The 14,709-nt window shown below is 67.5% G+C and carries 12 protein-coding genes; 8 read left to right on the top strand and 4 right to left on the bottom strand.

Annotation, left to right across the window (positions count from 1 at the left end; all coding sequences use genetic code 11):
- Positions 1–57: 57 nt before the first annotated feature.
- Complete coding sequence (locus U5805_RS16535; protein WP_322104564.1) at positions 58–486, bottom strand: PaaI family thioesterase; 429 nt, start codon at positions 484–486, stop codon at positions 58–60.
- 303 nt (positions 487–789) lie between these two features.
- Here U5805_RS16535 and U5805_RS16540 point away from each other — a divergent pair, with 303 nt between their 5' ends.
- Positions 790–2,352 carry a methyl-accepting chemotaxis protein gene (locus U5805_RS16540; protein ID WP_322104565.1) on the top strand — a complete coding sequence of 521 codons (1,563 nt, stop codon included), beginning with the start codon at positions 790–792 and terminating at the stop codon, positions 2,350–2,352.
- Positions 2,353–2,380: 28 nt separating this feature from the next.
- Here U5805_RS16540 and U5805_RS16545 read toward each other — a convergent pair whose 3' ends face one another.
- Positions 2,381–3,475 (bottom strand): AGE family epimerase/isomerase, encoded by a 1,095-nt coding sequence (locus U5805_RS16545; RefSeq protein WP_322104566.1) that lies wholly within the window; start codon positions 3,473–3,475, stop codon positions 2,381–2,383.
- Between the two features lie 139 nt (positions 3,476–3,614).
- Here U5805_RS16545 and U5805_RS16550 point away from each other — a divergent pair, with 139 nt between their 5' ends.
- The 5 genes from U5805_RS16550 to U5805_RS16570 all read left to right on the top strand — a co-directional run bounded on the left by U5805_RS16550 (position 3,615) and on the right by U5805_RS16570 (position 7,074).
- Positions 3,615–4,301, top strand: a complete 687-nt coding sequence (locus tag U5805_RS16550) for an MgtC/SapB family protein (protein WP_322104567.1) — start codon at positions 3,615–3,617, stop codon at positions 4,299–4,301.
- 209 nt (positions 4,302–4,510) lie between these two features.
- A complete protein-coding gene (locus U5805_RS16555; RefSeq protein WP_322104568.1) occupies positions 4,511–5,479 on the top strand; it encodes a hypothetical protein in 969 nt (322 codons plus the stop codon).
- 187 nt (positions 5,480–5,666) lie between these two features.
- Positions 5,667–5,822 (top strand): hypothetical protein, encoded by a 156-nt coding sequence (locus U5805_RS16560; protein ID WP_322104569.1) that lies wholly within the window; start codon positions 5,667–5,669, stop codon positions 5,820–5,822.
- A gap of 217 nt (positions 5,823–6,039) precedes the next feature.
- Positions 6,040–6,654: a flavin reductase family protein gene (locus U5805_RS16565; RefSeq protein ID WP_322104570.1), complete on the top strand. Its 615-nt coding sequence runs from the start codon at positions 6,040–6,042 to the stop codon at positions 6,652–6,654.
- 123 nt (positions 6,655–6,777) lie between these two features.
- Positions 6,778–7,074 carry a hypothetical protein gene (locus U5805_RS16570; protein ID WP_322104571.1) on the top strand — a complete coding sequence of 99 codons (297 nt, stop codon included), beginning with the start codon at positions 6,778–6,780 and terminating at the stop codon, positions 7,072–7,074.
- Positions 7,075–7,216: 142 nt separating this feature from the next.
- Here the strand turns inward: U5805_RS16570 and U5805_RS16575 are convergent, their stop codons facing one another.
- Entirely contained in the window at positions 7,217–8,368 is a 1,152-nt protein-coding gene (locus U5805_RS16575) for a porin (RefSeq protein WP_322104572.1), read from the bottom strand.
- Positions 8,369–8,566: 198 nt separating this feature from the next.
- On the opposite strand from U5805_RS16575, the gene U5805_RS16580 reads away from it, so the two are divergent.
- Positions 8,567–11,218, top strand: coding sequence for a penicillin-binding protein 1A (locus U5805_RS16580; protein ID WP_415914617.1), 2,652 nt, complete (start codon positions 8,567–8,569; stop codon positions 11,216–11,218).
- Positions 11,219–11,523: 305 nt separating this feature from the next.
- Positions 11,524–12,396 (top strand): peptidyl-prolyl cis-trans isomerase, encoded by an 873-nt coding sequence (locus U5805_RS16585; RefSeq protein ID WP_322104574.1) that lies wholly within the window; start codon positions 11,524–11,526, stop codon positions 12,394–12,396.
- 141 nt (positions 12,397–12,537) lie between these two features.
- On the opposite strand, the gene U5805_RS16590 is transcribed toward U5805_RS16585, so the two are convergent.
- Positions 12,538–14,532 carry a Cache 3/Cache 2 fusion domain-containing protein gene (locus U5805_RS16590; protein ID WP_322104575.1) on the bottom strand — a complete coding sequence of 665 codons (1,995 nt, stop codon included), beginning with the start codon at positions 14,530–14,532 and terminating at the stop codon, positions 12,538–12,540.
- Between the last annotated feature and the right edge of the window lie 177 nt (positions 14,533–14,709).

Genomic DNA, 14,709 nt, shown 5'->3' on the forward strand with positions numbered 1-14,709 from the left:
AGCGGGGCCGGTCAACGCCGGTTTCGCCTCGCGCGCGGTATGTTGCGCCGCCGTCAATCAGTCGTCGAGATTTTTCCCTTCGCCCATGCGGCTCACGGTGCCTTGCGCGATCGCGATCAGCCGCTCGTCGCCGTTTTCCATCACATACACGCTGCATTGGCAGGTCGCCTGCTGGCGCCCCGCGTGTACCACGCGCGCCCGCGCCATCAGCGTGCCGGTAAGCGCCGGCCGCAAATAGTTGATCTTGTATTCGGCCGTGACCACGCGCGGCCCGAGCGCGAGCGCGCCCGCGAACGTGAGCGCGTTGTCGGCGAGATAACTGACGACGCCGCCGTGTACGAAGCCGTGCTGTTGCTTCAGCTCCTCGCGCACAGGCAGCCGCAGCGTGAGTTCGCCGGCGCCGACGTGCGTGAGTTCCGTGCCTAGCAGCATGCTGAACGGTTGAGCATGCAGCGCGCCGCGCGCGCGATCCGCGAGATCCGTCATTGTCGAATTCCCTGGGCCAACGCCCGCGTGGTGTCCCAACCACTCTAGGAAGCTTTCCGGCGGCGTCAAGGTGAATCGCCGGAGCGCCGCCGAGAGGATTGTTGCGGGAATTGCGCGAAATCGGCGCGCGAATATTCCCGAAACGATCCGGCGCTGTTTTTCGCGCGCTTTTTTCCGCTTTTTTCCGCTTTTTTCGTGTGCCGCACCTCAAAACAACGTTTGCGTAGCCGTAAACCGCAGTGCGGGCCCGAGCGATCACATGCGCGGGGCCGCGCTCAATTCACTGCTATCCCAGGGTTCCCGATGTTCAGCAAGATCAAGGTCGCATCCGGCCTGTTGTGCGTTCTCGTCGCGTTTTGCGTATTGCAGCTCGTGACCGAAGGACTTGGTTTCTGGTCGCTCACGCGCAGCCACGACGACGTGGCCGCGCTGTCGAAAGTGGCGCTGCGTCAGGCGAGCGCCGCCGACGTCATCACCCAGCAGTTGATGGACGCGCGCATCAACCTGTCGCGCGCCGGCACGCGCATGGTGCGCGGCGGCGCCGTGCCCACCGAAATGGTCAACCACGCGCGCGATCAGCTCAGCCTGGCCGACCGCTCGTTCGCCGAACTGATGGACGTGCCGCCGATCAACGACGACAACCGCGAACGCGTGGCCGCACTCGCGCAGCGCTACCAGGTGCTGCGCAAGGCGCTCGGCGAACTCGTCGACGATCTCAACAGCAACAATCTGCAAGCGTTTCTCGACCAGCCCACGCAGTCGTATCAGGACGCTTATCTCGCCGAATTGCACAATTTCGCGCAGTTCAACGCCGCGACGAGCCATGCTTCGCTTCAGTCGATCGACTCGCGTCTCGCGGTGTTCGAGGGCGTGGGCGCCGTGATTCTGATCGTGCTGATCGCGCTGGTCGCGGGCGTGCATGTCTCGCTGCGCCGTGGCCTCGTCGAACCGCTCGAGGAAGCGGGGCGCCACTTCGAGCGCATCGCGCGGGGCCGCCTTGACGAGCGCGTGAGCGCGCGCGGCAACAACGAAATCGGCCGCCTGTTCCAGGGTCTCGCGCTGATGCAGTCGAGCCTCGCGCGCACGGTCCACACGGTGCGCGAAACGGCCGGCTCGATTCATGTGGGCGCCGACGAAATCGCCACCGGCAACGCCGACCTTTCGGCGCGCACGGAATCGCAAGCGGCCTCGCTCGAAGAAACGGCCGCGAGCATGGAGGAGCTGACCGGCACCGTGCGCAACACGGCCGAAAACGCGCGCGAAGCGAATTCGCTCGCCGAAGCCGCGCTCGACGCGACCGCGCGCGGCGGCGCCGTGGTGGGCGAAGTCGTGGAGCGCATGCGCGGCATCGCGCAAAGCTCGGACAAGATCGCGGAAATCATCGGCGTGATCGACGGCATCGCGTTCCAGACCAACATTCTCGCGCTGAACGCGGCCGTGGAAGCGGCGCGCGCGGGCGAGCAGGGACGCGGGTTCGCGGTCGTGGCGGGCGAAGTGCGCGGCCTCGCGCAGCGCAGCGCGCAGTCGGCGAAGGAAATCAAGACGCTCATCAGCGAATCGGTTTCGCAGATTCGCGGCGGCTCGGAACTCGTGGAACGCGCGGGCGAAGCGATGCGCGAAGTGTCGAATTCGATCTCGCGCGCCACGCAGATGATGGCCGGCATCAGCGCGTCCTCGCTGGAGCAAAGCACCGGCATCGACCAGGTGAATCAGGCCGTTTCGCAGATGGATCAGATGACGCAGCAGAACGCCGCGCTCGTGGAGGAGGCCGCCGCCGCCGCGGCTTCGCTGCATCAGCAGACGCAGGCGCTCGCGCAGGCCGTGGCGGCGTTCGAGATTTCGCCGGCGGTGCTGGCGGCGAGCTGAGCGCCAGCCGCCGAAGCCGCGGCGCCGCTCAGACGCCGATGCCCATGTAGGCCGTGAGCAGGTGATAAGGCGTGGTCGACGGCATGTCGGCGCGCGCCACGTTGCCCGCCGCATCGCGGCATTCCACCCAGCCTTGCGCCGTGAGAAAACGCGGCGCGAAGCGCGCGATCTGCGGCGCGAGCTGGTCGCGCACGGCGCTTTCGCCGTGCGTGGCGATCGCGCGCAAATATTCCGTTTGCGCCCAGATGCGCTGGGTCGCGTCGATCACCTGGCCGCTTTCGTCGAGCGCGGCGGCCACGCCGCCCGTGGCCGGGTCCAGCCCGTGCTGCTGTGCGAAGACGAACGCGCGCCCGAGCGCTTCCTCGAGGCCCGAGTCGCCCAACCGCGCGCCCGCGCGCGAAGCCAGCCAGAACCATTCGAACTGATGCCCCGGCTCCAGCCGGTTGCCCGCATCGCCCATCGGCAATTCGGCGATACAGCCCGTGGGCGCGTGCAGGAACGTGCGCGCGACGGCTTCCACGAGACGCGTGATGGCCGTGTCGAACGCGGTGTCGCCGGTGGCTTCGCTCGCCACGAGCCACGCTTCGACCAGATGCATCAGCGGATTTTGCAGCAGCCCGCTGGCGGCGTTTGCAAACGAGACGTCGAGCGCGGCGTGGAGCAGGCCGTCGCGCGCCTTGAAGCGGTCGACGATGAGCGCCGACGTTTCGCGCGCCACGTCCAGCGCCTCCGTCACGCCGAAGCGCTGGCCGTAGGCGGCGCACGCGAACACGACGAACGCATGCGTGTAGAGGTCTTTGGTGGTGTCGAGCGGCGCGCCGTCGGCGCCGACGCTGTAGAACCATCCTCCGTGCGCGCGGTCCAGAAAATGGTGGCGCAGCGTTTCGAACAGCGTGTGGCAATGGTTTGCATCGCCTGCTTGCGAGAACACGAAAAGCTGGCGGGCGCAGGCCATTGCGCGATAGCGCGCGGCGGGCAGCGTAGCCGCGCCGCTGGCGTCGAGTGCCTCGAACGGCAGGCGCAGCGCGGCGTTGAAACCGGGGCCGCGCCACAGCGGCAGCACGACGCGGTCGAAATGTTCGCGCAGGCCGGCCGCGCTCGGTGTGGGGGTGATCGCGCTCATCGGAACGGGCAGGTAAGAGGGGTGAGGTCAGCGATTGTACGCTCTGCGTTACGCGCCTGGCCACGCCGAGCCGTGCGTCACCTCGATCAATCAGGCGGCCCGCTCTCGCGGCGACCGCCGACGACGGCAAGGAGCAACCATGATCGGAAACTGGGAACTCGTTGCGCGGCTCGTGCTGGCGGCCGCGCTTGGCAGCGTGATCGGCTTCGAGCGCGAGCGGCTTTCGTGGGCGGCCGGGCTGCGCACGCATATGCTCGTGTGCGTGGGATCGGCGCTCATCATGCTGGTTTCGGCATTCGGTTTCGCCGATGTGCTTTCCGCCGACCACGTCGTGCTCGACCCTTCGCGGATGGCCGCGCAGGTGGTCTCGGGCATCGGCTTCCTGGGCGCGGGCTCGATCCTGCTGCGCGGCGAGATCGTGCGCGGCCTCACGACGGCGGCGAGCCTCTGGTCGGTGGCCGCCGTGGGCCTTGCGGTGGGCGGCGGTCTCTACACGGCCGCAATCGCCGCGACCATCATCATTCTCATCATTCTCGCGGGCATCAAGCCGCTCGAGCGGCGCTTCATCACGTTCCGGCAGCGGCGCCAGTTCACGCTGCTCGTCGAGCGCGGCACGCTCACGTTCCACTCGTTGCACGACGCGCTCGGCACGTCCAGCTCGCGCGTGAAGCAGTTCGTGATGCAGCAAAGCGACGATTCGCCGGAACTCGACGAAGTGATGATCACGCTGAGCCGCGTGTCGTCGATGGAATACGAGGTGATTTGCGGCACGCTGCGCAAGCTGCCGGGCGTGAAGGAGTTTCGCGGCGACGGCGCGAACGGTTGAGCGGCGAACGTCGAACGGTTGAACGTCGAACGGCGAACGGCGAACGTCGAGACGATGCGGCGCGGGTCGATTCCGAATTCGGAGACGGCGCGGCCATGATGGCATGCGACAATGCGGGCTCGAACGCAGGATGTTGCAGAAGGACGTCGCGCGATGGCCGGCCGGCCCGCGCGGCGAGGACCGCATCGTTGATTCATGGCTTCGGATTCATGGCTGATTACGCAGATACCGCATTGAGCACCTCGCGCCCCGAGCGCAGCGCGCCGTGGAAGCGTCGCGCATCGTCTGATTCGTCCGTTGTTGCTACCGATATTGCCGACCCGCTGACGCCGGACGCCGACGCCGGTATTGCGGCGCGCGAAGCCTTGTTGTCGGCTTCCGCGGCTGCGGCTGCGGCGACGTCAGTGGACGCGCCGCCCGCCGCATCGGCTGAATCGCTACCCTCGCACGAACCGCTAGAACCGGAGGCGCCCGTGCGGCAGGGCACGCTCAGCGGTTTCGAGATGCCCGAGCACGAACGTGCCTTGAACGAGGAAACGAACGCCGCGCCCGCGCCCGCGCGTCGCGCCCCGCGCGGCAAGGACGCGAGCGCGCCGCTGGACGCGCCGCCGCTGCCCGAATTCGGCGATATCGAGCCGCAACGCGTCGAGCCCACGCTGTTCGCCGCCGCCCCCGCGTCCACGCAATTCGCGCCGGCGGACGAACCGCCCACGCTCGCGAGCCGCATCGACGCGCTGCATGCCGCGCTCGCCGACCAGCAGCGCGTTGCGGCGGCTTCGGCGCGCCGGCTCAAGTGGACGCTCGCCGCCGCCGTGGCGGCCGTGATCGCGACGCTCGGCTTCGGCCTTGCGCAGTCGGTGCGGTTCGACAGCTTTGCCAACGAATCGCGCGCCGAAACGGCGCGGCTCGAACAGCTCGTGCTGAGCGAGCATGCGGCGCTGGAAGGCGTATCGCAGCGGCTGGCGGAGCAGGCCGCGGCTGCGGCGGCTGCGCGCGTTGCGCCGGTCGAAGCCGCCCCCGAGGCGCCCGCCGAAAGGCCCGCTCCGGCGCGCACGAAGGCGGCCGCCAAGGCTACCCGGCCCGCCGCCAAGCCGGCAGCCAAGCCGGCAGCCGCACACCGCGCCCCTCGCGCCGCCCGCGCCGAGAACGCTCACCACGCGCAAAAGCCGGCGCGCTGAGCGCCGATTTCCCCTTATCCGTGCAAGCGATGTGTTGCGTTGCAGCAACGCATCGCTTGCGCGCGCGCCCGTGCGACGGCGCGTCGCAGCTTTTTTATTGCAACGCGCTGGTGTTGGCCTAGGGAAAACCCTATAATTCGCCATGTCCTAGGGAAAACCCTTAACCAGCAGTCAACTGGGAGTCGCCATGAGCTTGATCCTTGCCCTGTTCCAAAAGGTGAGCGACCTCTTCGCATCGCCGTATCTGCCGATGGATTCCGATTACTCGTACGCAGCGCGTCATCGCGAAGCGCAACGTCTGCGCCGCGCGCAATACACGCCGTTCGGCTTGCCGCGCGACTGATCGAAGCGTAAGCGCTTCGGCCGCATGTGCGGCGCAACGCGCTTTTCCGTTTCCGGTCGGACCGCCAGGAAGATTCGACGAGGCCGGTTCCCAAGAGGGAGCCGGCCTCGTTGCATTTGCGGCGCGTGAATACGACGCGATGGCGCGCGGACTCGGCGGCAGCCGCGCCCGCGCCGTGTCATAGTGTTGCGCCAGATCACGCTACGTCACTTCTTCCATGTCCGACACCTACTTCTACGATCCCGCTCAAGGCCACGGCCTGCCTCACGATCCGTTCAAGGCGATCGTCGCGCCGCGCCTGATCGGCTGGATTTCGAGCCGCGCGAGCACCGGCGTGCTCAATCTCGCGCCGTACAGCTTTTTTGGCGCGTTCGCGTCGTTTCCGCCCGTCATCGGCTTTTCCAGTGAAGGGCGCAAGGACAGCATCGCGAATATCGAGGCAACGGGCGAATTCGTCTGGAATCTCGCGTCCAAGCCGCTTGCCACGCACATGAACCAGACCTCGGCGCCGGTTGCCGCCGACGTCGACGAATTCGCGCTCGCGGGTCTCACGCCCGCGCCGGGCCGTAACGTCGCGGTGCCGCACGTCGCCGAAGCGCCGGCGGCGCTCGAATGCAAGCTGTTGCAAGTGGTGCGGATCAAATCGCTCGACGGCACGCCGATGAACAACTGGCTCGCGCTCGGCCAGGTGGTGGGCGTGCATATCCGCGAGGAATTTCTGAAGGACGGCCTGTTCGACACGCACGCGGCGCAGCCGGTGATGCGCGCCGGTTATCGCGCCGACTACGCGCAGATCGGCGAGATGTTCCAGATGGTGCGCCCGGGCGCCTGACGCGGCGCGCGGCGGCGGCTTTCGGCGCGCGGCGGCTCGTGAGCCCATGCTGCGGCGGCGTTGCCGCTCCCCGCGCATGCGCCGATAATGGCCCGACAGCGCGTGGCGCGCGGGAGGCCTTCCATGCAATCTCCGGCGGGATCGGTGGCGGCGCTCAGTTCGGCCGCCGCGACGATGTTTTCGGTCGGCATGATCTTTCTCGGCTACTGGGGGCTGCACGAGTCCTCGGCGTGGCATGTGAGCGACGTGGTGGTGGTGGCGCTCGCGCTGCTGGGTTTCGCGTGCCTCGGCAGCGTTCCGTGGATCGCCACCTCGCCCGCCAAAGCCGACGACGAATCGCGCCTGATGCTCGCGCGGCGGGCGTTTCTGGTGGGCGTCGTGGCGGTTTGGGTTTCGATTGCGGTTTCGGTGATCTGGTGAGGCCGCTCGTGCGACATCGGCGCTTGCCCGAACGAATCAATCGGAATCGCCAGTAAAAAGGCGGCCGCAGCCGCCGGAAACTCCTTGACTGGAGCGCGCCGAATCCAGCTCATGGACTTGGATCACGCGCAATCGCTCACCCTCAAAAACGCGCGCGCATTCCCACCGTTCCCACGACCTGATTCGCCGTTGAAGACGCCCCGCCCGCCGTATTGATAAACGCCACGTAGTCATGCCCCGAAGCGTGCTGATACATCGCTTCGCCGTACACGTCGGTGCGCTTCGAAAGTTTGTACACCACCTGCGCGTCCACTTGCTGCCACTTCGGATCGGCGCCGTACGTGGTCGTGCGGTCCACGTGCGCGTCGGTGAAGGTGTAGGCGAGGCCCACGCTCCACGCCGGATTCAACGAGTATTTGCCGTTCACTTCGTAGTTGTTGAAGCTCATGTCGCCGTTGCGCGAGCCGAACGCGCTCGTGCCCGCGTACTCGCTGCGTGTGAACACGAAGCCCGCCGTGGCCGGTCCGAACGCATAGTTGATGCCGCCGCCGAACGAACGCAAACGCGCCGCGCCGAGCGCGAAGCCGCCCTTGCCGTTGGCCGTCGATTCGGCGAGATCCACGGCGCCCGCGCTGCCCGCGCCCGCGCCTTGCGTGCCGTTCAATTGCAGATAGCCCGCCGCGATCGCGAGCGGTCCGTGGTTGTAGCTCGCGCCGAAGCTGTACGCGCGATTCGCGGAAAAGTCGGCTTGATTCGAGAACGCATAGAGCGCGCCGAATTTCAGGCCGCCATACGTGTTGCTCGTGAATTTCACCGCATTGCTGATGCGCAGCGAGTGATTGAGGTTGTCGTTGTCGAACGGATGCGCGAAACCGGCGTCGCCGAAAGTGCCCGCCGTGGCCGAAAGCGGTGCGACGAAATCCACGAGCGAGTCGTACTGGCGGCCCATCGTGAGCGCGCCGAGCGTGTCGCTCGCGAGGCCCGCATAAGCCTGGCGGCCGAACATGCGGCCGTCCTGGCCGGTCTTGCCGTTTTCCACGTTGAAGCCGTTTTCGAGCACGAATACCGCATGCAGGCCGCCGCCCAGATCCTCGCTGCCGCGCACGCCGAAGCGGCTGCCGTTGATGTTGCCGCTCGTCGCTTGCCAGAGCGCGTGGCCCGAGGCGTTGTTCGTGTACATGATGCCGGCGTCGATCAAGCCGTACAGCGTGACCGAGCTTTGCGCGTGCGCGGCGCTCGCGCCGACGAAGCCGATGGCGCCGAGCACGGCGGCGAGCGTTTTAGTGGGGTTCATGAAAAGCTCCTGAAGCGTGGGTTATCGACAGCGACAGGAGTGTAAGGAGCGCGCGCCGTCAGAAAATCGGCTGTGCGTGGAGAGGATTCTTCCGTATTCGAGAAGGATAAATTCATTCTCGCGTCATAATTTGTCGATGCCGGGATCAGGCGCAGGTAAGACAAAACGTCGGCGGAAAGAAAGCCGCGCCCGGCGAGTTTGGTACGATGCACGCTTTGCCAGCCGACCCGACCTGCCCACGTGAAGCGTTACGTGCCGTTGATCCGCGATCGAATCGCGATGTTGTTCGCCCGCCTCAAGTCCGCCGCCGCGCGGCTTTGCGCGCTTTCAGGCCCGCTCGCCGGTCGGTTCGTCAGGCAATGGCTTCGTCCCTTGCTCGCGCGCGCGTTCCATCGCGTCCGGCATCCGACGTTGCGCGGCGTGCTGCTTGCCGTCGCGGCGCTGCCCGCGCTGCTGCTGCTCTACACGATCGTGCTGATCCCGTTCACGCCGGGCATCGGCGACATTCGCAAGGCGCGCGTGGACGAGCCGGCGCAAATCCTTTCCGCCGACGGCAAGCTGCTCGCCGAGTTCAAGCCCTCGAACCGCGAATGGGTGCCGCTCGCGCAAATCTCGCCGCACATGGTCGACGCGCTGATTTCCACCGAAGATCACCGCTTCTACGAGCATCACGGCATCGACTTCAAGCGCACGGCGGGCGCGGCGCTGCACACGTTCTCGGGCGACCGGCAGGGCGGCTCGACCATCACGCAGCAACTCGCGCGCAATCTGTATCCCGACGAAATCGGCCGCGCGCCCACGCTCACGCGCAAGCTCAAGGAAGCGATCACGGCGTTCAAGATCGAGGCCGTCTACAGCAAGCCGCAGATTCTCGAAACGTATCTGAACACGGTGCCGTTTCTCTACAACGCTTACGGCATCGAGATGGCGGCGCGCACGTATTTCGGCGTTTCGGCGGATCAGCTCGACATTCTGCAAAGCGCCACGCTCACGGGCATGCTGAAGGGCAACGCCTACTACAATCCGGTGATCAATCCCGAGCGCGCGCTCGCGCGCCGCAACACCGTGCTCGGCCAGATGGTGAAGTACGGCAAGCTCAGCGAGGCGCAGTTCGCGACGCTTTCGAAAAAGCCCTTGCGCCTCGACTTCGAGCGGCAGACCGAAGCGCCCGGACCCGCGCCGCATTTCGCGCTGCAACTGCGCAAATGGCTGATTTCGTGGGCCGACCGCAACGACTACAACATCTATTCCGACGGCCTCGTCGTGCGTACGACGATCGACTCGCGGCTTCAGGCGATGGCGACGGCGGCGCTGCGTCAGCACGCGGCGCAACTGCAAGGCGTGGCGAACGGCGCGTGGAGCGGGCGCAACGGCTGCGTGGCGAGCAACGATCTGTTCGCCACGTTCATGCGCGAAACGCCCGACTACAAGCGCGCGCACGACGCGGGCGCAAGCGACGCCGATGCGCTCAAGCAGCTTGCCGCCGACCGCGCGTTCATGCGCGATCTGTGCAAGGACAAGACGGAAGTGCAGGCGGGCTTTCTCGCCATCGACCCGCGCAACGGCCAGATCAAGGCGTGGGTCGGCAGCCGCGATTTCACCGACGAACCGTTCGATCACGTTCAGCAGGCGCGCCGTCAGCCCGGCTCGACGTTCAAGCCGTTCGTCTACGGCGCGGCCTACGCGGCGGGCGCGAAACCGACCGACACGTTTGTCGATCAACCGGTGGAAATTCCGCTGCGCGGCGGCGAAATCTGGAAGCCCACCGACGACGTGCCGCCCAGCAATCGCCCGATGACGTTGCGCGACGCGCTCGCGTACTCGCGCAACCGCATCACGGCGCAACTCGTGCAGACGGTCGGCGCGGACAAGGTGGCGAATCTCGCGCGCGCGATGGGCGTGCGCGACAGCCAGCTCGATCCGGTGCCCTCGCTCGCGCTCGGTACGAGTCCGGTCACGCTGAAGGAAATGGTTTCCGCCTACAGCACGATCGCCAACGACGGCTCGTATCTCGAGCCGCGCATGGTGACGCGCATCGAAAACCGCAAAGGCGAGGTGCTCGCCGAATTCGCCGATGCATCGCCGCAGCGCGCGCTTTCGGCGGCGGCGGATCGCACGCTGCTCGACACCATGCGCGACGTGGTGAATCGCGGCACCGGCGCGAGCATTCGTTCGCGTTTCGGCATTCGCGCGGACGTGGCGGGCAAGACCGGCACCACGCAAGGCAACACCGACGGCTGGTTCATTCTGATGGACCCGCAACTGGTGGCGGGCGCGTGGGTCGGTTTCGACGACGGCCGCGTGACGCTCGACGACTACTGGGGCCAGGGCGCGCGCAGCGCGTTGCCGATCGTGGGCGACTTCTTCCAGCGCGCGCTGCGCTCGCGCCTCGTCGATCCGCGTGCGCGCTTCGACACCGAAATTGCGCCAGGCACGTTCGACACGTTCCGCGACAAGCTGCGCGCATGGATCGACGCGCTGTTCCACAAGCGCGACAGTGCGCCGCCGCCGAGCGCGCCGGTCCATCACGCGCCGCCGCGCGTGCCGGCTCCGGCTTCCGCTCCCGAGCCCGCATCGCCGGCGGCGCCGGCTTCCTCGGTCACGGAAGTGTGGGAAAGCGGCGGCGGCGTGCCGTCGGGTGCGTCGGGCGCGTCGGCGACGCGTGACATGGGCTTGCCGCCGATCATCGGTCCGGCGAGCGCGCCGCCGTCCACGCCGCCCGCGCCGCCGTCGTATCCGGCGCAGGAACCGTCGCTTGCGCCCACGCCGACCCCCGACATCGCCGATCCCGACACGCCGGGCGCGAGCGCGAGCTACACGCCGCCCGTCGCGCAGCCGCAAGGGCAGTGACGCGCACGCCGGTTTTCGCGCCGCCGCGCGCATCGCGGCGGCGCGTTTCGATATTGCGGTTCGCCATCGGCTCGCGTCGCCGTGGATCGACGTGCGCGATTCGCTCGCGTGGGCGGCGCATCGCGAAAATTACGGCGTTCTCACTTTGATCTGACGCAAACTCTGCTGCGCTAACGTGCGGTTTTGACACTTCCTGACAGCGCGCCATTTTGAGTTCCGCTAGTCTCGCGGCGATCCGGGTTTGGCGGACGGAACGCGCCGCGCCGCCTCGTCCGCGCCTATCTATCGAGTTGGAGTCAATCGCAATGTCCTATATGTCCCGCTGGATTCGCACGCTGTGCAGGGTCGCGTTCGTGTCCGTCACGGCCGGCGCCATGCTGCCCGCGCTCTCTCATGCTGCCCCGACCGCCACGCTGCCCGCCGGCGCCATGGCGCTCGTGAATGGCCAGACCATTCCGCAAGCGACGCTCGACGAAGCCGTGCGCAAGGTGACGAGCAACGTCGGCGCGCCCGACACGCCGCAACTGCGCGCGGCGCTCAAGCAGGATCTGATCGCGCGTGAACTGCTGCGCCAGCAGGCGCTGCGCGCGCACTACGACCAGCGCCCCGAAGTCGCGCAGGCGCCCGCCGAGCAGAAAACCGACGCCGCGATCCGTGCGTGGGTCATGGACAACGTCCACGGCGCGCCCGTGACCGACGGCGACGTCAAGGCGCGCTACGACGCCGTCATCAAGACGCTCGGCAAGGACGAGTACAAGCCGCAGGTGATCGCCGTGGCCGACGAGGCGACCGCCAACACGGTGATCGCGGCTTCGAAGTCGGGCAAGCCGTTTGCCGATCTCGCGCGCGAAAACGGCATTGGCGCCACCAAGGCGAACGCGGGCGCGATGCCGTGGATCAGCTTCAGGCTGCCGCTTGCCGAAGGCAACACGCATGGCGTGCCGATGCCGCTCGCGCAGGCCATCACGAGCCTCAAGCCGGGTGAAACGCTGGCGCAGCCGCTCAAGGCCGGCGACGGCTGGCTGGTCGTGCGTCTCGAAGCGAAGCGCCCGATGGCGATGCCGAAGTTCGACGCGTCGAAGGACGAGATTCGCGGCACGCTGCAAGCCGAGGCAATGGACCGCGCGGTCGCGCAGCGCGTGTCGCAGCTCGCGCAGGAAGCGACGATCGTCGAATAAGCGCGGCATTGCCGCTCTCGAAGCAAAAAAATGCGGCGCTCGATGCGCCGCATTTTCTTTGGCACGGCCATTTACACCGCGCGTTTGCTCACGCGAGCGCCGCTTACCGGCTTCGCGCCGAAACCCGCCGCTTCGCGGCGCTCAATCGCGCACCTTGAACACGGAAACGAGTTCCGCCAGCGTGGCCGCATGTTCGTGGAGCGCGGCCGCCGCGCGTTCCGCATCGCCCACCAGCACCGCGTTCTGCTGCGTGGCCGCGCCGATCTGCGAGACGGCGATGTTGACCTGCTCGATGCCGCCCGACTGCTCGCGCGACGCCACGCTGATCTCGCCGATGATGCCGCGCACTTCCTCCACGCGCGCCACGATATCGCGCATGGTCGTGCTTGCTTCGCCCGCGAGGCGGTAGCCGGTTTGCACCGTCGCCGACGACTCCGCGATCAATTCCGCGATTTCCTTCGCCGCCGCCGCGCTGCGCTGCGCGAGCGCGCGCACTTCGCTCGCGACCACGGCGAAGCCCTTGCCGTGCTCGCCCGCGCGCGCGGCTTCCACGGCGGCGTTCAACGCGAGAATGTTGGTCTGGAACGCGATGCCGTCGATCACGCCCGTGATGTCGGCGATCTTCTGCGAGGCGCGGCTGATGTCGTTCATCGTTTCCACCACGCGTCCCACCGCGTGGCCGCCGCCCAGCGCCGCGTCGGCCGCGCTGCTCACCACCGTGTTGGCGCGCGCGGCGTGATCGGCGTTTTGCTGCACCGTCGAAGTCAGTTCCTCCATGCTCGCGGCGGTTTCCTCCAGGCTGCTCGCCTGGCTCGCGATGCGCGCCGCGATCTCGCCGCTGCCCGAAGCGATGCGCGACGTGTCCTCGCTCATCTGCGCGGTCGCGCCGCGCACTTGCGCGACGATTTGCGCGAGTCCTTCGCCGATGCCGTCGATGGCGCGCGTGAGGCGGCCGATCTCGTCGGCGCCCGTGGGCGCGCCGGCGTCCGGCAGCGCGGGATCGGCGGCTTTTGCCGCGATGCGCACCGTGAGGTCGCCCGCCGCGAGCTGGCCCGCCGCGCGCGCCGCGGCGTCGAGCGGACGGCTCACGAGACGGCGCGCCGCAGAGATCGAAAGCGCCGCGAACGCCGCCACCAGCACGAGGCCGATGGCCGCGAAGCGGTCGCGCGTGGCGGTCACGTCGGCCATGATTTCGTCGTCCGCCGCCACGCCGCCCACGAGCCATTGCCATTGCGGCACGGTCACGAACGAGGCGAATTTCGCGCGCGCGCCGTGCTCGCCGAGCGTCGCGTCGGCGGCGGTGTAGTCGAGCGTGCCTTCGCGCGCGGCCAGCATCTTCGACCACGGCGCGTCGCTGTCGTCGTAATGACGGCCCACGGCCGAGGGATGCACGAGGAACGTGCCGCGCGCCGGACCGTCCGACGCGTCGATCACGAAGTAATAACCCGTCGCGCCAATCTTCAGCTTGGCGATCTCGCTCTTGAGCGCGTCGATCTGCGCGCCCACGTCCACGCCCACGAACAGCGCGCCGATCACGCGGCCGCCAGCGTCGCGAATCGGCCGGTATTGCGTGATGTACTGCTTGCCGAACAGTTGCGCGAGGCCCGTATAGCTGCGGTTCGCGAGGATCGGCGCGTAGGCCGGGCCCTTGCGGTCGAGCAGCGTGCCGATCGCGCGCGTGCCGTCTTGCTTCTTGAGCGAAGTGGTCACGCGCACGAAGTCGTCGCCGCTGCGCGCGAACACCGTGGCGATCGCGCCGCTGCGCGCGAGAAACTGGTCGGGAATCGTGAAATCGAGATTCAGCACGCGGTCGCCGGACTTGAACGTGGGCGTGGGCTGGCCCGCGATATCGACGGTCTGCGCCGGGTCGAGCGCGAACTCGCCGGGCAGGAAGCTCGCGAACAACGTCATCGAGCGGTCGACTTCGGCGGCGAGCGCGCCGTCGATGAGCGAGATCGACGAGGCAACCGAACGGTCTTTCTCGGCGATGCGCGCGCGCACCTGGTCGCCGATCTGCGTGGCGGCCGCGCGCGTGAGCGTCCAGGTGAACGCCGCGAAAATCAACGCGACGATGACGCAGGACAGCAAGGCGAGGCGCACGCCGACACTCGTGCGGCGCGAAAAACGTGAAAGCATGAAATCGTTTCCAGATAACGGCGGGATGAGCGCGCACCAAAAAGCGGCGTTCGCATGACACATTACGGCGCACTTGCGGCCAACCTTTAGGGTTGACCGCTCCTGGGCCATCTCCGCGCCACGGCGTTGTATCAACTGGGATATTTCGTTCGAGATATGCCGAGCGGTTTTTCGTCG

The sequence above is a fragment of the Paraburkholderia sp. J41 genome, assembly GCF_905220235.1.
GTDB lineage: Bacteria > Pseudomonadota > Gammaproteobacteria > Burkholderiales > Burkholderiaceae > Paraburkholderia.